An 18,668-nucleotide genomic window follows, 5' to 3' on the forward strand; every position below is an offset into this window, starting at 1 on the left:
CCGGCGATGTCTTCGGTGATCGTTGCCTCTGACAAGTTCAAGGGCACCCTCAGCAGCGACGAGGTCGCGGCCGCGGTGAGCGCCGGCGTACGGCGAGTCCGTCCCGACGTGGTCGTCGGCTCGGTGCCGGTGGCCGACGGCGGCGAGGGTACCCTCGCCGCCGCGATTGCCGCGGGTTTCGAGCTGGTACCACTGACGGCTACCGGACCCACCGGCGAGCCGGTACGCAGCGGATTCGCCCGGCGGGGCGAGATCGCGGTCGTCGAGCTGGCCGACGTGTCCGGCCTGATCCAGTTGCCCGGCGCCGAGCCGGCTCCGATGACCGCGACCTCGCGCGGCGCAGGCGAACTGGTGGCCGCGGCGCTCAACAGCGGCTGCACCCGGGTGATCCTCGGCATCGGTGGCAGCGCCTGCACTGACGGTGGAGCCGGACTGGTTCGAGCACTCGGAGCCCGCTTGTTCGACCGCAACGGTGAGGACCTCGCCGAGGGCGGCGCAGCCCTGGCCGCGGCGGCGTCCCTCGACGTGACGGCACTCCTGCGGCGGCTGGCCGGAGTCGAGGTCGTCGTCGCGTGCGATGTGGACAACCCGCTGACCGGTCCATCCGGCGCGGCGGCGACGTACGGAGCCCAGAAGGGCGCTGACGCCGCCCAGATCGACGAGCTCGACATGGCTCTGGGCCACTGGGCCACCATCGTGAGCCGCGAGACCGGGCTTGACCTCCGGGACGCGCCCGGCGCCGGCGCCGCCGGGGGAGTGGGCTTCGCGGCACGGGCGTTGCTCGGGGCGGAGTTGCGCCCCGGCATCGACCTCGTGCTCGACTTGGCCGACTTCCAGCAGCGGCTCAGCGGCGTCGACCTCGTGATCACCGGCGAGGGTGCGCTCGACGAGCAGACGCTGCACGGCAAGGCAGTTATCGGTGTGGCCGCAGCGGCCGGCGCGGCAGGAATCCCGGTGGTCGCTGTGTGCGGCACCAACCGCCTGGAGCCGGCCCGGCTGCGCCAGGCCGGGATCGTCGCGGCGTACGCGCTGACCGATCTCGAACCGGACGTACGCCGGTGCATCGCCGATCCCACCCCGCTGTTGTCCCGGCTCGGTGAACGGATCGCGGTCGACCAGCTCGGGGGGAGCCCTACGATGAGTGCAACCGAGAGGGGCATCGCATGACCTCGCTGGACCTCGTCATCCGGGCGCGCCGGGTGGTCAGTACCGCGGGCGAGGTGGCCCGGGTCGTCGGCGTCAAGGATGGCCGGATCGCTGCCGTCGAGCCCTACGACTCCGACCTCGAGGGTGCGGCACGGGTGGAACTGGCCGACGACGAGGTGCTGATGCCAGGCGTGGTGGATTCCCACGTTCACGTCAACGATCCGGGGCGCACCGAGTGGGAGGGGTTCACGACCGCGACCAGAGCGGCAGCGGCCGGCGGTGTCACCACGATCATCGACATGCCGCTCAACAGCATCCCGCCGACGTGCGACGTGTCCGCGCTGCAGCTGAAGCGGAAGACCGCGGAGACCCAGGCGTATGTCGATGTCGGGTTCTGGGGTGGTGCGATTCCCGGCAACGTCGCGCAGCTGCGGCCGCTGGACGAAGCCGGTGTCTTCGGGTTCAAGTGTTTCCTGCTGCACTCGGGCGTCGACGAGTTCCCGCCGCTGGATCCGGCGGAGGTCGAGCTGGCGATGCGCGAGATCAGCTCGTTCGGCGGGGTGCTCATCGTGCACGCAGAGGACGCCCACCGGATCGAGCATGCCCCCTCGGCGCACGGCGAGAGCTACCTCGGCTTCTTGCGCTCCCGACCGCGCGAGGCGGAGAACGCAGCGGTCGCGGAGGTGATCGAGCTCGCCCGCCGGACCGGCTGCCGGGTGCACATCCTGCACGTGTCCAGCGCCGACGTCCTGCCGCTGCTGGCCTCGGCCCGCCGCGAGGGTGTCCGGATCACCGCGGAGACCTGCCCGCATTACCTCACCTTCTGCGCGGAGGAGATCCCGCGCGGCGCAACGCAGTTCAAGTGCTGCCCACCCATCCGCGAAGCCGGGAACCGCGAGCTGCTGTGGAAAGGCCTGCGCGACGGCCTGATCGATCTGGTGGTCTCCGACCACTCGCCCTCGACCATCGACCTCAAGTGCCTGGACAGCGGTGATTTCGGCGCGGCCTGGGGCGGCATCGCGTCCCTCCAGCTCGGCCTGCCGGCGGTGTGGACGCAGGCGCGCCGGCGCGGCTTCACCTTGACCGACGTCGCCCGCTGGATGTGCCAGGCGCCGGCGACTCAGACCGGGCTGCGGCACAAGGGCAGGATCGAGGTCGGCTACGACGCGGACTTCAGCGTCTTCGCGCCCGACGAGACGTTTCTCGTGGACGTCGACGCCCTCCAGCACAAGAACGCCCTGACGCCGTACGACGAGCGGCCGCTCGCCGGCGCGGTCCGCAGTACCTGGCTGCGCGGCGAACCCATCGACATCGAGGCCGACCCGCGAGGGCGGCTGCTGAGCCGAGGAGAACAACGATGACTGAGCCGCGCTACTACTCTCCGGCGGGTGGGCTGCCCGCGCAGACCGAGCTGACCACCGACCGCGCCGTCTTCACCGAGGCGTACGCCGTACTGCCGCGCGGCACGATGCGCGACATCGTCACCAGCCGGCTGCCGTTCTGGGAGGACACCCGGCTCTGGGTGCTCGCCAGGCCGTTGTCGGGGTTCGCCGAGACGTTCTCGCAGTACATCGTCGAGGTCGCTCCCGGCGGCGGCAGCGACAGGCCCGAGACCGACCCGGGCGCCGAGGCCGTCCTGTTCGTTGTCGAAGGCAACGTGATGCTCACCGTGGCCGGCGAGAAGCACGAGCTCGGGCCAGGCGGGTACGCGTTCCTTCCGCCGGCCGCCGACTGGACGCTGCGCAACACCAGCGACCGGGTCGCCAGGTTCCACTTCATCCGCAAGGCCTACGAGCGGGTGGAAGGCATCGACGTCCCCGAGGTTCTCGTCACCAACGAGGTCGACGTCGAGGGCATCGAGATGCCGGGTACGCAGGGGCGGTGGCGGACGCAGCGGTTCGTCGATCCGCTCGACGTCCGCCACGACCTGCACGTCAACATCGTCACCTTCGAACCCGGCGGCGTCATCCCGTTCCCCGAGACCCATGTGATGGAACACGGCCTCTACGTGCTGGAGGGCAAGGCGGTCTACCTGCTCAACAAGGACTGGGTCGAGGTGCAGGAGGGCGACTTCCTGTGGCTGCGGGCGTTCTGCCCGCAGGCCTGCTACGCCGGCGGGCCGGGCCGGTTCCGGTACCTGCTCTACAAGGATGTCAACCGCCACGCGAAGCTGCCCCGGCAACTCAGTTGAGGAGGTCGGCTTCCTCCGGTACGACGACCTCGTCGATCATCCGCTGGATCCGTTCGGTCGGCAGGGCCACCGCCATCGCCCAGAAGTAGATGACGAGGCTGAACACGGTGACGGCGACCATGTCCCACCACAGTGGGAACCACGGGTGCTTCAGCGGGCCGAAGTCACTGAGGTAGACGATCAGGCCCATGCCGATCAGGTAGACGGGCAGCCACTGTGCCGCTCGCAGATCCAGCTGCGGGGTGATCGGATTCAGCTTGAACACCCGGTTGGCGATCAGGATGACGTAGCCGATCAGGATCGCGATGCCCAGCTTCCAGTCGGTGGCCCAGCCCGACCAGAGGATCAGCAGGTTGGCGACGACGAAGGCCAGTGGCGACATCCAGCTCCCGCCGGGCAGCCGGTAGGGACGCTCGGCGTCGGGCATGCGGCTGCGGAACACTCCGAAGGACAGCGGCGCGCCGGCATACATCAGGACGCTGGCGCTAGTGATCAGTCCCACCAGCGAGCGCCAGCTCGGGAACGGCAGGAAGCAGATACAGCCGATCACGAAAGCGGCGATGAGTCCGACCCATGGCACGCCCCTGCTGTTGGTCTTCTCGAAGGTCGATGGTACATAGCCGTTGCGGCTGAGTCCGTAGGAGACCCGGGAGCTGCCGGTGATATAGATCAGGCCGGTTCCGCCGGGGGAGATGACGGCGTCGAGGTAGAGGATCGTGGCCAGCCAGCCCACGCTGATGAGCGTCGCGACCTGGGCGAACGGACCGGTCAGGGTGCTGAACGCGGCGGTGGCCCAGTTGCCCCGGATCTGTGAGGCGGGCAGCGCGGCGATGAACACGATCTGCAGCAGGATGTAGATGATCGCGCCGATCACGATGGAGCCGATCACCGCGCGGGGAATGTCCCGCTTCGGGTTGGTGCTCTCTCCCGCGAGCTGGTCGGCCTGCTCGAAGCCCAGTAGCGCGAAGATGATGCCGCTCGTGGACACCGCGGACAAGATGCCCTTCGCGCCGTAGGGATTGAAGCCGTCGGCGGCGGTGAAATTGCTGGCGTGGAACTGGACGAGGGCGAACACGAAGATCGTCAGCAGCGGAATGCCGACCTTCCACCAGGTCGCCGTACTGTTGGTGCGCGCCAGGAGCCGAATGCTGAGGAAGTTGATGGAGGTGATGACCGCCATCAACCCGACCGCGACGGCGATCCCGGGGCCGGTGAGGATCTGCTGTCCAGCCGTGACCTTGAGCCAGCCTTGTGCCCATGAGTAGTGCTGGCCGTAGGTGATCATCGCCAGCACCTCGATCGGTGCCACCGTGGCGGCCTGCAGCCAGGAGAACCAGCCGAACGAGGCTCCCGCGGCCCCACCGAACGCGTAGTGCGGGAAGCGCGCCGTACCGCCGGACACCGGATACATCCCGCCCAACTCGGCGTGGACCAGCGCCAGGATCAAGATCGCGACACCGCCGATCACCCAGGAGATGATCGCTGCGGGCCCGGCGACCGCCAGGGCACCCTGCGCGCCGAACAGCCAACCGGAACCGATGATCGACCCCTCCGACGCCCAGATCAGCCCGACGAAGCCGATCTGTCGCTTCAGGCCTGGCCGGCCGCGCTGCGCAGAGGGTGTTGTCTCGGAAACGGCCATGCCTACAACGATGACTCGGCGTGGATCAGCGGCGAAGTGACGCTGGCTGCAATCCGGACTACCTGCTAGCGGGTAGTCACGTGCCCAGCCGATCTGCCGGCCGGCCTCCGGACGGCAGGGACGAAGGTGGCGGCGTAGACGGCTGTGGCGGCGGCGAGGATTCCGAAGCTGGGTGGGACGTTCGGCACGGTGTAGCTGAGGGCGAGGCCGGCCCACATCTGGGTGACGGCGAGCGCGGCGGCCAGGGCCAATGCTCGGTAGGGGCGGGCGGTGAGGCGCTGGGCGGCTCCGGCCGGCGCGGCGAGCAGGCCGAGGATCAGTAGCGAGCCGACGGCTTGGGTGGCGACGGCTGCGCAGGCGCCGACTATTGCCAGGAACGCGAAGCCGAGCAGGCGTACGGGCACGCCGCGAGCCGCAGCCACTGCCTCGTCGACGGAGGCGAACAACAGCGGGCGGGCGATAGCAAGGATTGCAACGCAGATGGCCGCTGCGATGAGCGCCGCCGTCAGCGCCTGGCCGGCCGACAGTCCGAAGATCGATCCGAACAACACGTTCACGCCGGCGCTGCCGTTCACCGCGCTGCGGGAAGTCGTGTAGAGGGTGAGGAAGAAGACGCCCAGGCCCAGGATCCAGGAGAAGACGCTGCCGATGGCAACGTCGTCCGGTCGGCCGCGGCGACCCAGCGTGCCGAGGAGCAGTGCGACGGCGATGGTGGCAGCGAAAAGTCCGAGGCGCAGGTCGTAGCCGAGGGCAAGGGCCGCGAGGGCGCCAGTGAACGCGACATGGCTCAACGCGTCGCCGGTGAAGACCTGGGCACGCAAGACCAGGAAGTATCCGGTCAGGCCCGCGGCGGCAGCGATCGCAGTACCGGCGAGCAAGGCGTGCTGGAAGAACGGTCTGCCGAACGCGCCGACCCATTCTGCCGCGACCAGAGCTGTCGTCATGCCGGTACTCCGGTCGGCGCGAGCCGGGGCAGCCGGTCAGCGATCAGACGGCCGAGCCGGGCGAAGACAAAGCCGGCGAACGCGAACGTGGACACGTAGAACCCGATGGGATAAGGGGAGTAGTAGGCGATGATGAGCCCCAGCCAGGTCACTACCAAAGCAAGCGCGACGGACAGCGAGAGGCTCAGGATGGGCCTGGCCGTGAGCACCTGTGCCGTGGCGGCGGGCATCACCAGCAGCGCGAACACCAGCAGAGTGCCGGTGATCTGACTTGCGCCTGCCGCTGCCGCCCCGAGGAGGATCAGGAACAGCGTCGAGAGGAGTCGCACCGGCACGCCACGGCCGGCGGCGACATCGGGGTCGACGGAGGCGAACAACAGCGGGCGTCCGATCACGGCCAGCACGCCAAGCACGGCCACAGCCACCACGAGCAATACCCAGACCTGGGTCGTGGTGATACCCAGGAAGCTGCCGAAGAGCATCGAGGTGACGCCGCCCAGCAGTCCCTTGTAGAGCGCCGTGAAGAGGAAACCGCACACCAACAGGAACGCCTGGATGGTGCCGGTGAGCGCTGATTCACCTCCACCGGCGTCTCGTCCTGCCCGTGGGACAGCGGCGATCACCAGCGCGGCCGCGACACAGAAGGCGAAGTACCCGTAGGTCGCGCTGACGCCGATCAGCGTCGCGCCGGCCGCGCCCGGGAAGCCGACGACGGCCAGGGTGTGCCCGGCGAAGGTCTGCCTGCGCAACACCATGAACCAGCCCATCACCGCCGCCGCGATGGCGACGATCGTGCCGGCCCGGAACGCGTTCACCATGAACGGGAACGCCCACATCTCCTGCAGATCGGTCAACAGGTTCCACGACCACCCGGCCGACGGCATCAGGGCCTGGCATCCTCGGCGTGCCGGTCGCTGTGTTGCGCCGGCGCCTCCGGTTGCCCTACGACGACAAGCCTGCCGTCGGAGGTACGCAGTACTTCGACAGGCGTGTCGTACAGCCGGGACAGCGTCTCGGAGGTGATGACCTGCTCGGGAGTGCCCGCGACAGCGCCGCCCTCGGCGAGGTACACGACCCGGTCCAGCCGGGACAGGATCGGGTTGACGTCGTGTGCGACCATCAGCACGGCCACGCCTTCGTCCCTGCAGATCCTGCCGACGAGTGCGGCCACCGCGGCCTGGTTCGGGAGGTCGAGACTGTCCAACGGTTCGTCGAGTAGCAGCAGTTGCGGGCGGCGTACCAGAGCCTGCGCGATGAGCAGTCGCTGCTGCTCGCCGCCGGAACACTGACCGATCGGCCGGTTCGCGTACGCCGAGGCGCCTACGAGTTCGATGACCTCGGCGATTCGCTGCTTGGCGGCTCTGCGCCGTCGGCCTGGCAGCGGGATGCCCCAGCGGTCACCGTCCCAGCCCAGTCCGACGATGTCCGTGCCGCGCATCCGCAGCGACGCGTCGAAGCTCCGGCGCTGCGGCAGGTAGCCGACCCGTTCTCCGGCCTCGCCCGGCCGTTCGCCAAGCACCCGCACCTGTCCGGCGGCGGGCGGAAGGACACCGAGCAGAACCTTCACCAGCGTGGACTTGCCGACTCCGTTCGGCCCGAGCACGGCGACGAACTCACCCGCGGCCACCTCCAGGTCGACGCCCGACCACAGCGTGCGCCCGCCGATGCGTACTGCGGCGCCGCGCAGCGACACGACTGGAGCTGCCGCGCTCGACGGCGCCTGGTGAGGACCGGCAGCGGAGCGTGCTGCCTCGTGGACTCGCGCTGCCAGGTTCATTTGCCGGTCGCCTTCGCCAGGGCTTGCTCGATGCCCTGGAGCTGACGGACCTGCCAGGCCTGGAACGACACTCCAGCGGGAGTGGGGGTCTCGGTGACGGTGGCGACCGGGATGCCCTTGGCCTCCGCGGCCTTCACCTGGGCCTGCACGTCCGGGGTGGCGTTCTGGCTGTTGTAGATGTAGATCTTGAGCTGCTTGCCGGCGATCTGCTGGTCGATGGCGGACTTGTCCTTCGCGGTCGGGTCCGCGCCCTCGCTGATCGCGCTCAGGAAGGAGTCCGGGGTCAGCATCTTCAGACCGAGCCCGTCAGCGAGCGGGGTGACGATCGACTCGGACGCGCCGATCGGCGTACCGGCGTACTTCGTCTTGAGGTCGGAGATCAGCCGGTTGTACTCCGCGAGGCCGTCGGTCTCGAAGGTGGCCTTCAGTTTGTCGAAGGCGGCGGCGTCGCCCGGGTCGAGGGTCTTGTAGTCGCTGGTGATCTTGTCGATGACCTTGTGGACGTCATCGGGGGAGTACCAGCGGTGCGGGTTGCCGCCGGGCTTGATCCCGACCAGGTCGCCGACCTTCAGCTCGGTGCGGCCGTCGGCGGGGTTCGCGGCCAGCAGCTTGTCCGCCCAGGCGTCGTAGCCGATGCCGTTGACGATCGTGTACTGCGCGCCTGCCACCGTGCGGGCGTCAGCCGCGGTCGGCTCGTAGGCGTGCGGATCGGCGTCGGGGTTGTTGATGATGCTGGTCACCTTGACGTGACTGCCGCCGAGCTGCGACGCGATGCTGCCCCAGAAATTCTCCGCCGCCACCACCTGGATCGTCCTCCCGCCCGCGGCAGCGGTCGACGATCCGGTCGTCGACGCCGCGGTGCCCGAGGTCGAGCAGGAGGCGGCGGTCAGGAGGGCGATGACCGCCGCTCCACCGACGGCGAACCGCCGACGGGCAACGGGGCGGCGACGGACGAACTTCATGGCAGGGGGCTCCTCAAGCCGGCACAGCTGGACCCCCTCAGGCTAGATGAAAACGACTTCCAATACCAATCTCCCTGAGAATCGTCTCAGCGTCACGGCACGCGCGGGTGGCGGTCAGACCGGTGCGCTGATCGTCACGAAGGAGTGTGCCGGGAGTTCCACCCGGAGACCTGCCTCGGAGGTCGAGACGCCGTCGAAGTCCCGCACAGTCACCGCCGCCGGGGCGCCTGCCCTGTTGTGGCTCTGCAAGGTTTCCGCGGTGAGAATCCGGGCTGTCGTCGTCCCGAGGCTGCGGCCGCGGAGGTCCAGGTCGAGCCGGATCGGCTGCTCCGCGTCGAGGTTGGTCAGCGAGATCAGGACGGTGTCGTTCTTGATGCTGGCGGACATCGACAAGGTCTCGAGCTGGTCCTCGCCGACCTCCCGCGTCGTCCCCTCGGACGCCTGGAGGTGGACCTGCAGCGACGCGGCGTCGTGGTGGCCCTTGTTCAGCTCGAAGACGTGGTAGGTCGGGGTCAGCACCAGTTGCTCGGCATCGGTGAGCACCATCGCCTGCAGGACATTGACAGTCTGCGCGATGTTCGCCATCACGAGCCGGTCGGCATGCTGGTGGAAGATGTCGAAGTGGACGCTGGCCACCAGGGCGTCGCGAAGGGCGTTCTGCTGGTAGAGGAAGCCGGGATTGGTGCCTTCCTCGACGTCCCACCAGGTGCCCCATTCGTCCAGAACGAGGCCTACGCGTTTGTTCGGGTCGTAGCAGTCCATCACCCGTGAGTGACCGGTGATGATCTCGTCCACCTTGCGGGCCTTGACCATGGTCCGGTAGTAGTCCTCGACGCTGAACTGGGTGGCACTGCCCTTGTTCTCCCAGCTGCCGGGGACCGTGTAGTAGTGGATCGAAAGACCCTGGAAATAGCCGCGCGGCTCGCGCTGACCGCCGAGGCGACTGACCGCCTTCATCAGGGTCTCGGTCCAGCCGTAGTCGTCGTCGCTGGCGCCGGCCGCGATCCGGTAGAGCTTGTTGTCGCCGTGGTCTCGGCAGTACGTCGCGAACTGGCGCGCCAGATCGGCATACTGCTCGGCGCGCATGTTGCCGCCGCAGCCCCAGGCCTCGTTGCCGATGCCCCAGAACGGCACCCGCCACGGTTCTTCCCGGCCGTTCTCGCGGCGGAGTTGCCCCATCGGGCTGTCGGCGGTGCCGGTCAGGTACTCGACCCAGGTGCTCATCTCACGGACCGTGCCGCTGCCCACATTGCCGTTGACGTAGGGATCGGCCCCGAGCAGGTCGCACAGGGCCATGAACTCGTGGGTGCCGAAGTGGTTGTTCTCCCCGACGTTGCCCCAGTTGGTGTTCACCATCCCCGGCCGGCCCTTCTTCGGGCCGATGCCGTCCATCCAGTGGTACTCGTCCGCGAAGCACCCGCCCGGCCAGCGCAGGTTCGGGATGTTCAGCTGCCGCAGCGCCTCCACCACGTCCAGCCTGATGCCACCCTCGTTGGCGATCGGCGAGTCCTCGCCGACGTAGAAGCCGTCATAGATGCACCGGCCGAGGTGCTCGGCGAAGTGCCCGTACAGATGCCGGCTGATCACCGGCCCCTCGAGATCGAGGTTGATGACGGCCTTGGCGACTGGGTTGCTCATGTGGCAAGAGTGTTAACGCTCACATACCGAGTGGTCAAGAGCCCGGCCACGCCTTGACCACGGGTATGTTAGCGGTAACACTCGTCAGTGCGTCGAGAGAGGACGGGAGTCGATGAGTTCGAGCGAACCGCGGCGGTCACCGGTGATGGCTGATGTCGCCCGGCTGGCCGGGGTGTCGCACCAGACCGTCTCCCGGGTGCTGAACGATCATCCGAACGTCCGCGGCGAGACCCGCGAGCGGGTGCTCGCGGCGATCGACGAGCTGGGCTACCGGCGTAACTTCGCGGCGCGGGCGCTGGTCACCCGCCAGACCCGAACCTTGGGGGTCGTCAGCTTCGACACCACGCTCTACGGTCCGGCCAGCACCATCTACGGCATCGAGCAGGCGGCGCGGGCCGCGGGCTACTTCGTCAGCATCGTCAGCCTGAAGACGCTGACGGCTGCGGGTGTGTTGGAGGCTATCGGCTTCCTGACCGGCCAAGGCGTCGACGGAATCGTCGTGGTGGCGCCGCAGCGGTCCTCCGCTCGCGCGCTGGCAGCCCTGACCACGAATCTGCCGACGGTCGCGGTGGAAGGTGGACGGGCCGGTGGTGTGCCGGCTGTGAGCGTCGACCAGGTGAACGGCGCCCGGCAGGCGGTGGAGCACCTGCTCGAGTTCGGCCATGAAACCGTCTGGCATGTCAGTGGGCCGTCCGACTGGCTCGAGGCCGAGGGGCGCCTGAAGGGCTGGCGCAAAGCGCTGACAGCGGCGGGGCGCCCGATCCCGGAACCGATCGTGGGCGACTGGAGCCCGAGGTCAGGCTATGAGGCCGGCCACCTGCTGGTAGACCAGCCCGGCCTCACCGCGGTGTTCGTGGCCAACGACCAGATGGCGCTCGGCCTGCTGCGAGCCTTCGCGGAGCGTCGCATCAGCGTGCCCGAGGAGGTCAGCGTGGTCGGCTTCGACGACATCCCGGAGGCGGAGTTCTTTCCTCCGCCGCTGACGACGATCCACCAAGACTTCGGCGAGGTCGGCCGCAGGAGCATCGAGATCCTGCTGCGCCGGATCGAGTCCGGCGACGACGGCGGCTACGAGCGCGTCGTCGTCCCTGCGTCCCTGGTCGCCCGCGCGAGTAGCGGACAGGCCCCGCGGCGCCGAACCAAGGCAGCTCCTCGGTCCACCGGCCGGCGTTCCGCCTGATCCACCTGGAGAAAGTAGGGAGACCTTCGTATGAGCAAGGATGTTAGCGCTCACAGCGGGTACGTGATCGGGGTCGATTTCGGCACCCTGTCGGGCCGTGCCGTGGTGGTGAGAGTGGCTGACGGCTCCGAGCTGGGGAGCGCGGTCCATGACTACGAGCACGGCGTGATCGAGGAGCGCCTGCCCGGTTCCGAAGTGCGACTGGGGCCGAGCTGGGCCCTGCAGTCCCCGAACGACTGGCGCGCCGTACTGCGGAACGCCGTGCCCAAGGCGGTCGCCGCAGCGGGCATCCGTGCCGACGAGGTGGTTGGCATAGGTACCGACTTCACGGCCTGCACGGTGCTTCCGACGCGAGCCGACGGGACTCCGCTGTGTGAGGTCGAGGGATTGGCCGACCGGCCGCACGCGTGGCCCAAGCTGTGGAAGCACCACGCTGCGCAGCCCCAGGCGGATCGCGTCAACGCGGTGGCCGAGGAGCGCGGCGAGCGCTGGTTGCCCTTGTACGGCGGCAAGATCTCGTCGGAGTGGGAGTTCGCCAAGGCACTGCAGGTGCTCCAGGAGGACCCGGACAGCTACGCGCGGGCGGATCGCTGGATCGAGGCCGCCGACTGGATCGTCTGGGAGCTCACCGGCGTCGAGACCCGCAACGTCTGCACCGCCGGCTACAAGGGGATCCACACCGAGGACGGCTACCCGTCAACGGAGTACCTGAGCGCGCTCGATCCCGGGTTCGCGGACTTCCTCACCAAATTGGAGCATCCGTTGTTGCCGCTCGGCGGTCTGGCCGGTCGGCTGACCGCGCAGGCGGCCGCCTGGACCGGCCTGCCCGAAGGCATTGCCGTTGCTGTAGGCAACGTTGATGCCCACGTCACCGCACCGGCCGCGAACGCGGTCCAGAACGGGCAGATGGTCGCGATCATGGGCACGTCGACGTGTCACATCATGCCGTCGGACCAGCACGCCGAGGTGCCGGGCATGTGCGGCGTGGTGCGCGACGGCATCGTCGGCGGGCTCTGGGGCTACGAGGCCGGGCAGTCCGCTGTCGGCGACATCTTCGGCTGGTTCGTCGACACCTCCGTGCCGGCCGACTATCAGGCCGAGGCCGAACGGCGCGGCATCAACGTCCACGACTACCTGGTGGAGCTCGCGGAACGGCAGCAGGTCGGGCAGCACGGCCTGGTCGCGCTGGATTGGCACAACGGCAACCGCTCGGTCCTGGTCGACCACGACCTGTCCGCGGTGGTTGTCGGCCAGACACTGGCGACCCGGCCGGAAGACACGTACCGCGCGCTGATCGAGGCGACCGCCTTCGGTGCCCGCCGGATCGTGGAGGCCTTCGAGACCTCAGGCGTCGCCGTCCACGAGTTCATCGTTGCCGGCGGCCTGCTCAAGAACCGCTTCCTGATGCAGGTGTACGCCGATGTGCTGCGGCGGCCTTTGTCGGTGATCGGCTCGGAGCAGGGACCCGCGCTCGGGTCGGCGATTCACGCGGCGGTGGCGGCGGGTGCCTACCCGGACGTCCCGGCGGCGGCTGCTGCGATGGGCCGGCGGACCGAGGGCGCGTATGTCCCCGACGAGGACCGCGCCGACGGCTATGACCGGCTGTACGCCGAATACCGCGAACTGCACGACCATTTCGCCGGCACCGCGCACGGCGGAAGCGGAGTACTGCATCGGCTGCGGGCAATCCGGAATGAGGCGAACCGATGACCGTTTCGACAACACTGCGGCAGGAGTTGGTGGCCCTGCACGCCGAGCTCGTCCGCTACGACCTGGTCGCCTGGACCGCCGGGAACGTGTCGGCCCGGGTGCCCGGCGAGGACCTGTTCGCGATCAAGCCCAGCGGCGTCTCGTACGACGACCTGACGGCCGAGTCGATCGTGGTGTGCGACCTGGACGGCAAGCTGGTCGAGGGCGACCTCTCGCCGTCGAGCGACACCGCGGCTCATGCGTACGTGTACCGGGCGATGCCGGAAGTCGGCGGGGTGGTGCACACGCACTCGCGCTACGCGACGGCCTGGGCGGCCCGCGGCGAGGCGATCCCCTGTGTGCTGACCGCGATGGCCGACGAGTTCGGCGGGGAGATCCCGGTCGGGCCGTTCGCGCTGATCGGCAACGACGACATCGGCAAAGGGATCGTCGCCACGCTGGCTGGGCACCGCTCGCCCGCAGTACTGATGCGCAACCACGGGGTGTTCAGCATCGGCGCGGATGCCCGCTCGGCAGTCAAGGCGGCGGTGATGTGCGAGGACGTCGCCCGCACGGTGCACCTCGCCCGGGCCGGCGGCCCGCTGGTGCCGATCGCGGCAGAGGACATCGACGCCCTCTACGACCGCTACCAGAACGTCTACGGCCAACGCCGAAGGAGTCGATCATGAAGGAAACAAAGGAGATCTGGTTCCTGACCGGCAGCCAGGGGCTGTACGGCGAGGACACCCTGCGGCAGGTCGCGGACCAGTCCCGGAAGGTTGCCGAGGCTCTGGACGGGGCGGCGGAGATCGGAGCCCGGGTGGTGTGGCAGCCGGTGCTCACCGACGCCGACGCGATCCGGCGGATCTGCCTCGCGGCGAACGCGGCCGACGAGTGCGTCGGGGTGATCGCCTGGATGCACACGTTCTCACCCGCGAAGATGTGGATCGCCGGCCTCGATGCACTTCGTACGCCGATGCTGCACCTGCACACCCAGGCCAACGTCGAGCTGCCCTGGGCAGACATCGACATGGACTTCATGAACCTCAACCAGGCCGCGCACGGCGACCGGGAGTTCGGCTACGTGCAAGCGCGGCTCGGCGTCGCCCGCACCACCGTCGCCGGGCATGTCTCAGATCCGGCCGTCCGCGAGCGGATCGGCGTCTGGGGCCGGGCTGCTGCGGCCTTCGACGCGCTGCGCACCACGAAGCTCGCGCGATTCGGCGACAACATGCGCGACGTCGCCGTCACCGAAGGCGACAAGGTCGAGGCACAGCTGCGCTTCGGCGTCTCGGTGAACACCTACGGCGTGAACGACCTGGTCGCGGTGGTCGACGAGATCGAGGACGCGCGGATAGACGACCTGGTCAAGGAGTACGCCGACACCTACCGGCTCGCGGCAGAGCTCAGCGATGGCGGCGATCGGCATGAGTCGCTGCGGTACGCCGCTCGGATCGAACTGGGGCTCCGCGCGTTTCTCGAGGAGGGGTCGTTCACGGCGTTCACGACGAACTTCGAAGACCTGGGCGGGCTGCGTCAGCTCCCCGGTCTGGCGGTCCAGCGTCTGATGGCCGACGGGTACGGGTTCGGCGGCGAAGGTGACTGGAAGACCTCGCTGCTGCTCCGCGCGTTGAAGGTTGCCGGGGGCGGCCGTCCCGGCGGGACGTCGTTCATGGAGGACTACACCTACAACCTCACGCCGGGCGAGGAGCGGATCCTCGGGGCGCACATGCTCGAGGTGTGCCCGACGATCGCGGCCGATACGCCGAGCTGCGAGATCCACCCGCTCGGGATCGGCGGCCGTGAGGACCCGGTCCGGCTGGTCTTCGACGCGGCTCCCGGGCCGGCCGTCGTGGTCGGGCTGGCCGACATGGGCGACCGGTTCCGCCTGGTCGCGAACGAGATCGACGTGGTCCCACCGGACCAGCCGCTCCCAAAGCTGCCGGTCGCTCGCGCGGTCTGGAAGCCACGGCCAGACCTCCGCACCTCGGCCGAGTGCTGGCTGACGGCCGGCGGCCCCCACCACACCGTCTTGTCAGCCGCCATCGGCGCCCAGGAACTCGAGGACCTGGCCGAGATGCTCCGCACCGAACTCCTGATCATCGACGCGGACACCACCAGCCGCCAGTTCCGCAAAGAACTCCGCTGGAACGCCGCCTACCACCGCCTCGCGTTGGGACTCTGAGTGATGCCTGTGACGGGTGCTCGCCCAGAGCCTCCGGGTCGATCTCGTGGCCGGGCCGCCCGGGCGTCACTCGGCGCTGCTTCATCTCGGCCTCGTTGAGGTGGCGCTTGCCGTCGGCCAGCTGATCGCGGGCTAGTCGTTCCAGGCCGACGAACAGGTCGCAGTAGTGGTCGTCGTAATCCTCGATGAGCTTGAAGGTCCAGCGGCTATCTCCAGATCGGGCTGGATCTCGGCTGGTCGCATCATGGCTCCCAGGTACCCGGCTCAGTAGCGAGCCATGTCCTCGAGGGGTTTGAGGTCGTCCCGGCCGGTGCGCGTCTCGACCACGCCGTCGCTGATGCGGGTGATGTCCGCCCAGGGGAGGTAGCAGACGTTGCCGAGGCGGCGGTGCACCAGCCAGCGGATCAACGCCGGTCCGACGTGTCGCTCGTAACCGAGCAGGCGGGTGGACTTCTTCTCCACGACGATCAGCCCGTCGATGCGGAGGGCCGCTTGCATCGACGGTTGCAGCGGTCCGTCCTGGACGAGACGGACGTCCGCGACCCCGCCGATGTCGTGGCCCGCGGCGTCGGTGACTCGATGGCCGAGGAGTTCATTCAGGTGCATCGCCGGCTCCGGGAATCTTGTCGATGATGTGGTGCTCGATCCAGTCGTCGCCCTCGGTCAGGTTGAGCTGTCCGACCGTGATCTCGAGGGCCGTGTCGATCTCGACGATCTGGGTGGTGGGGATCCGGACCCGCCCGGAGATCAGCGCTGTCACCTGCGGCGGGTCGGCGTCGAGGTCGAGCTCGACGTCGTCGACCTTGCCGAGCAGCCGCCCGGTGTGGTTGTCGATGAGTTGCCGGTCCAGCAGGTGCAGCTGGGCGTGCAGAACGCGTCCGGTCATGGTCACTGCCCCGCTCTGGTGATGATCATCAAGGGAATGGCGGCGATCGAGGCGAGCAGCAGCAAGCCGAGGTAGATCAGCGCGAAGAAGTTGAGTACGGCGCTGTTCGTGTGCTCGCCCACGTAGTCGGGGTCGTTGGCGATGATCAGGATCGGCAGGTAGGTCAGCGGGAGTGCCATCGCCGCGAACACCACCGAGTACTCGGTCACCTTCACCGGATCCACCGCGGTCAGCAGGACCAGGATCGACAGGGCCAGGCAGATGATGATGACGATGTGGAACCGGGACGCCTCACGGGGCCGGACGAACTTGCCCCACTGCCAGCCGAAGTACTGCGCGATCGTGTAGCCGCACGACAAAGCGGTCTCGAGTGCGGCGCCGAAGGTGGCCGCGAACACACCGAGCAGCACGATCGCCAACCCCACCTTGCCCAGGGCAACGGCAGTGGGCAGAGTGACTTGGCCGAGGGTGTCGACCTGGATCCCGTGCGGGAAATAGAGGACGGCGGCGCAGCCGGCAATGGCCAGCGACAGCAGGCCGCCGAGGGGGAATCCGATGAAGACGTTGACCTTGCTGGTGGCCAGGTCGCGGGGTGTCCACTTCTCCTCGACGCCGCCGGAGGAGAAGAAGAACACCTCGTACGGCGTCATCGCGGCCCCGAACAGCGCGATCGCGTAGTACGCGTAGGTGCCCCACGTCTCGTGTCCGGTGGGATGCGGATTCGTTGCCTGGTGCACCAGTTGCCCCCAGTCGGGGGCGAGTTTCCACAGCGCCACGGCGAAGACGATCAACAGCAGCCCGAGCAAGCCGAACATCGTCTCGAGGCTGGAGAACTTGACCCGCCAGATCACCAGCCAGACCGCGAACGCCGCGAGCGGCATCCAGAGCAGGTAGTTGACGCCGCTGGCGAGCTCGAAGGCGAGTGCGACACCGCCGACCTCCGCGATCAACGTCAGCAGCGTCACCAGGAACGAAGCGATCAACGCGAACAGACCGGTACGACGTCCCAGCCGCTCGCGGATCAGGTCGAACACGGGCCGCCCGGAGATCGCGACCACCCGGCCCGACATCTCGGCGTACAGGCAGATCCCGATCACGCCGACGACCACGACCCAGGCCAGCCGCAGCCCGAAGCGGGATCCGACCAGGGCGTTGGTGACCAGGTCGCCGATGTCGACGAAGCCGCCGATCGCGGTCAGGATGCCGAGGGTGACGCCGAGCAGCTTCTTCATTCGGCGAGCTCTCCCAACCGCTCCAGCTGCTGGACGGACTTCTCCAGATCGATGACCTGCTTGCGGACCGTGGCCAGGTCGTCGTTGCCCAGGGCAATCCGTAGCTCGGTCAGCTTGTCGCTTGCATCGGAGAGCGCGCCGGAGATCTGGTCATAGGTCTTGCGGGAGGTCGCGGTCCCCGGCTGCTGCGCATCGAAGGTGCTCACGACCTTGCCCAGCGACTGCTCCGCGTCCTTGACCAGCTGCTCCGCGGGCTGGGACCAGAGCTTGTGATCCAGCAGGGACTGAGCCGCCAACCGCGCAGTACTGATTTCCGATACTGCGTCGCGTGCAGCCCGGGCTCCCTCGGACAGCATCTTCTGGTCCGGGTTGCCACAGCCGGCCAGTTGCAGAACGAAGACAACCACCATCGCGACAGTCGCGACCACACGTCCCATCTTGCTGCTCCTCGGTCCGATATCCGGGCAGGAAGCAAGTACCCGGGCCACCGGGGTTGAACCTGGGGGAAATCCGGTCAGGAGACGACGGACAGCAGCAGCGAGAAGGCCGCCACTGTGGCTTCCCACACTACTTCGCTCGCGTCGCCGTCGAACTGGTGTGCGGCGACCTTCTCGCCCTCGGCGGAGCTCACCGCGATGAACACCGTTCCGGGTGGACGTCCCTCCACCGGGTCGGGACCGCCCACGCCAGTGATCCCGACGCCGAGGTCGGAGCGGGTCAGCCGCGCGACGCCGCGCGCCATTTGCCGGGCGCAACGAGCGGTGATCACCGGGCCCGGGTGGACGCCGAGAACCTCGAACTTGACGTGCGAGGCGTAGGCGGTGACGCCGCCGACGAACCATTCGCTCGCCTCTTCGGCGGCCCCGAGATGGCAGGCGAGGCTGCCGCTGGTGAGGGATTCGGCCACGGATACGGTGTGCTCGCCCCTACGCAGCCGCCGCGCGATCATGGCGGCCAACTCCGCGGCATCTTCTGTCAGCTCAGCAGGATCGGACACGCGGTAATTCTGCCCCTTCCGGTGGCGACGGACTGCCGGATCGGTACCCGCCGGCATGCGTGAGTTCTGAACCGCCGAGCCGCCGCCACGGCCGCCGTCACCCAGCCGCCGTACCGCCGTACACCGCTATTTCGGAGTCCGTCGGCCCGACGGTAGCGGGGGGGAAGACTCCTCGAGCCGTACGACAGCCGTAGCTCGG

At 68.5% G+C, this 18,668-nt stretch carries 18 protein-coding genes; 7 read left to right on the forward strand and 11 right to left on the reverse strand.

Annotation, left to right across the window (positions count from 1 at the left end; translation table 11 throughout):
• Nucleotides 1–6: 6 nt before the first annotated feature.
• From ABD210_RS19015 to ABD210_RS19025, 3 genes are read left to right on the forward strand one after another with little or no spacing between them, the layout of a single operon-like run.
• Complete coding sequence (locus ABD210_RS19015) at nt 7–1,167, forward strand: glycerate kinase (RefSeq protein WP_344113033.1); 1,161 nt, start codon at nt 7–9, stop codon at nt 1,165–1,167.
• The gene (gene allB / locus ABD210_RS19020; RefSeq protein WP_344113035.1) at nt 1,164–2,507 is read left to right on the forward strand and encodes an allantoinase AllB; all 1,344 of its coding nucleotides are present in this window, start codon (nt 1,164–1,166) and stop codon (nt 2,505–2,507) included. The genes ABD210_RS19015 and allB overlap by 4 nt, the downstream gene beginning before the upstream one ends.
• Nucleotides 2,504–3,337 carry a bifunctional allantoicase/(S)-ureidoglycine aminohydrolase gene (locus tag ABD210_RS19025; RefSeq protein WP_344113036.1) on the forward strand — a complete coding sequence of 278 codons (834 nt, stop codon included), beginning with the start codon at nt 2,504–2,506 and terminating at the stop codon, nt 3,335–3,337. The genes allB and ABD210_RS19025 overlap by 4 nt, the downstream gene beginning before the upstream one ends.
• Here ABD210_RS19025 and ABD210_RS19030 read toward each other — a convergent pair.
• The 6 genes from ABD210_RS19030 to ABD210_RS19055 all read right to left on the reverse strand — a co-directional run bounded on the left by ABD210_RS19030 (nt 3,330) and on the right by ABD210_RS19055 (nt 10,300).
• Nucleotides 3,330–4,979 (reverse strand): APC family permease, encoded by a 1,650-nt coding sequence (locus ABD210_RS19030; protein ID WP_344113038.1) that lies wholly within the window; start codon nt 4,977–4,979, stop codon nt 3,330–3,332. The two genes, ABD210_RS19025 and ABD210_RS19030, sit on opposite strands and share 8 nt — an antisense overlap.
• A 65-nt stretch (nt 4,980–5,044) precedes the next feature.
• Nucleotides 5,045–5,923 (reverse strand): metal ABC transporter permease, encoded by an 879-nt coding sequence (locus ABD210_RS19035; RefSeq protein WP_344113039.1) that lies wholly within the window; start codon nt 5,921–5,923, stop codon nt 5,045–5,047.
• Nucleotides 5,920–6,807: a metal ABC transporter permease gene (locus tag ABD210_RS19040; protein WP_344113041.1), complete on the reverse strand. Its 888-nt coding sequence runs from the start codon at nt 6,805–6,807 to the stop codon at nt 5,920–5,922. The genes ABD210_RS19035 and ABD210_RS19040 overlap by 4 nt, the downstream gene beginning before the upstream one ends.
• On the reverse strand, nt 6,807–7,700 hold the full coding sequence (locus tag ABD210_RS19045; RefSeq protein WP_344113044.1) for a metal ABC transporter ATP-binding protein: 894 nt from the start codon (nt 7,698–7,700) through the stop codon (nt 6,807–6,809). Before ABD210_RS19045 ends, ABD210_RS19040 begins: the two co-directional genes overlap by 1 nt.
• Nucleotides 7,697–8,662, reverse strand: a complete 966-nt coding sequence (locus tag ABD210_RS19050; RefSeq protein ID WP_344113045.1) for a metal ABC transporter solute-binding protein, Zn/Mn family — start codon at nt 8,660–8,662, stop codon at nt 7,697–7,699. Before ABD210_RS19050 ends, ABD210_RS19045 begins: the two co-directional genes overlap by 4 nt.
• Before the next feature lie 114 nt (nt 8,663–8,776).
• A complete protein-coding gene (locus tag ABD210_RS19055; protein ID WP_344113046.1) occupies nt 8,777–10,300 on the reverse strand; it encodes an alpha-N-arabinofuranosidase in 1,524 nt (507 codons plus the stop codon).
• 112 nt (nt 10,301–10,412) lie between these two features.
• Between ABD210_RS19055 and ABD210_RS19060 the strand changes: the two genes are divergently transcribed.
• From ABD210_RS19060 to araA, 4 genes are read left to right on the forward strand one after another with little or no spacing between them, the layout of a single operon-like run.
• On the forward strand, nt 10,413–11,480 hold the full coding sequence (locus ABD210_RS19060; RefSeq protein WP_344113047.1) for a LacI family DNA-binding transcriptional regulator: 1,068 nt from the start codon (nt 10,413–10,415) through the stop codon (nt 11,478–11,480).
• Between the two features lie 30 nt (nt 11,481–11,510).
• Entirely contained in the window at nt 11,511–13,190 is a 1,680-nt protein-coding gene (locus ABD210_RS19065; protein ID WP_344113048.1) for a ribulokinase, read from the forward strand.
• Complete coding sequence (locus tag ABD210_RS19070; protein WP_344113049.1) at nt 13,187–13,858, forward strand: L-ribulose-5-phosphate 4-epimerase; 672 nt, start codon at nt 13,187–13,189, stop codon at nt 13,856–13,858. Before ABD210_RS19065 ends, ABD210_RS19070 begins: the two co-directional genes overlap by 4 nt.
• Nucleotides 13,855–15,354 carry an L-arabinose isomerase gene (gene araA / locus ABD210_RS19075; RefSeq protein ID WP_344113050.1) on the forward strand — a complete coding sequence of 500 codons (1,500 nt, stop codon included), beginning with the start codon at nt 13,855–13,857 and terminating at the stop codon, nt 15,352–15,354. The genes ABD210_RS19070 and araA overlap by 4 nt, the downstream gene beginning before the upstream one ends.
• Before the next feature lie 264 nt (nt 15,355–15,618).
• On the opposite strand, the gene ABD210_RS19080 is transcribed toward araA, so the two are convergent.
• The 5 genes from ABD210_RS19080 to ABD210_RS19100 all read right to left on the reverse strand — a co-directional run bounded on the left by ABD210_RS19080 (nt 15,619) and on the right by ABD210_RS19100 (nt 18,469).
• Nucleotides 15,619–15,960 (reverse strand): hypothetical protein, encoded by a 342-nt coding sequence (locus tag ABD210_RS19080; RefSeq protein WP_344113051.1) that lies wholly within the window; start codon nt 15,958–15,960, stop codon nt 15,619–15,621.
• On the reverse strand, nt 15,947–16,240 hold the full coding sequence (locus ABD210_RS19085; protein ID WP_344113052.1) for a hypothetical protein: 294 nt from the start codon (nt 16,238–16,240) through the stop codon (nt 15,947–15,949). Before ABD210_RS19085 ends, ABD210_RS19080 begins: the two co-directional genes overlap by 14 nt.
• A 2-nt stretch (nt 16,241–16,242) precedes the next feature.
• Nucleotides 16,243–17,472 carry an Nramp family divalent metal transporter gene (locus ABD210_RS19090; protein ID WP_344113053.1) on the reverse strand — a complete coding sequence of 410 codons (1,230 nt, stop codon included), beginning with the start codon at nt 17,470–17,472 and terminating at the stop codon, nt 16,243–16,245.
• A complete protein-coding gene (locus ABD210_RS19095; RefSeq protein WP_344113054.1) occupies nt 17,469–17,909 on the reverse strand; it encodes a hypothetical protein in 441 nt (146 codons plus the stop codon). The genes ABD210_RS19090 and ABD210_RS19095 overlap by 4 nt, the downstream gene beginning before the upstream one ends.
• Nucleotides 17,910–17,986: 77 nt before the next feature.
• Nucleotides 17,987–18,469 carry a CinA family protein gene (locus tag ABD210_RS19100; protein ID WP_344113056.1) on the reverse strand — a complete coding sequence of 161 codons (483 nt, stop codon included), beginning with the start codon at nt 18,467–18,469 and terminating at the stop codon, nt 17,987–17,989.
• Between the last annotated feature and the right edge of the window lie 199 nt (nt 18,470–18,668).

The organism is Kribbella alba, assembly GCF_039529635.1.
In the GTDB taxonomy this organism is placed as follows: Bacteria; Actinomycetota; Actinomycetes; order Propionibacteriales; family Kribbellaceae; genus Kribbella; species Kribbella alba.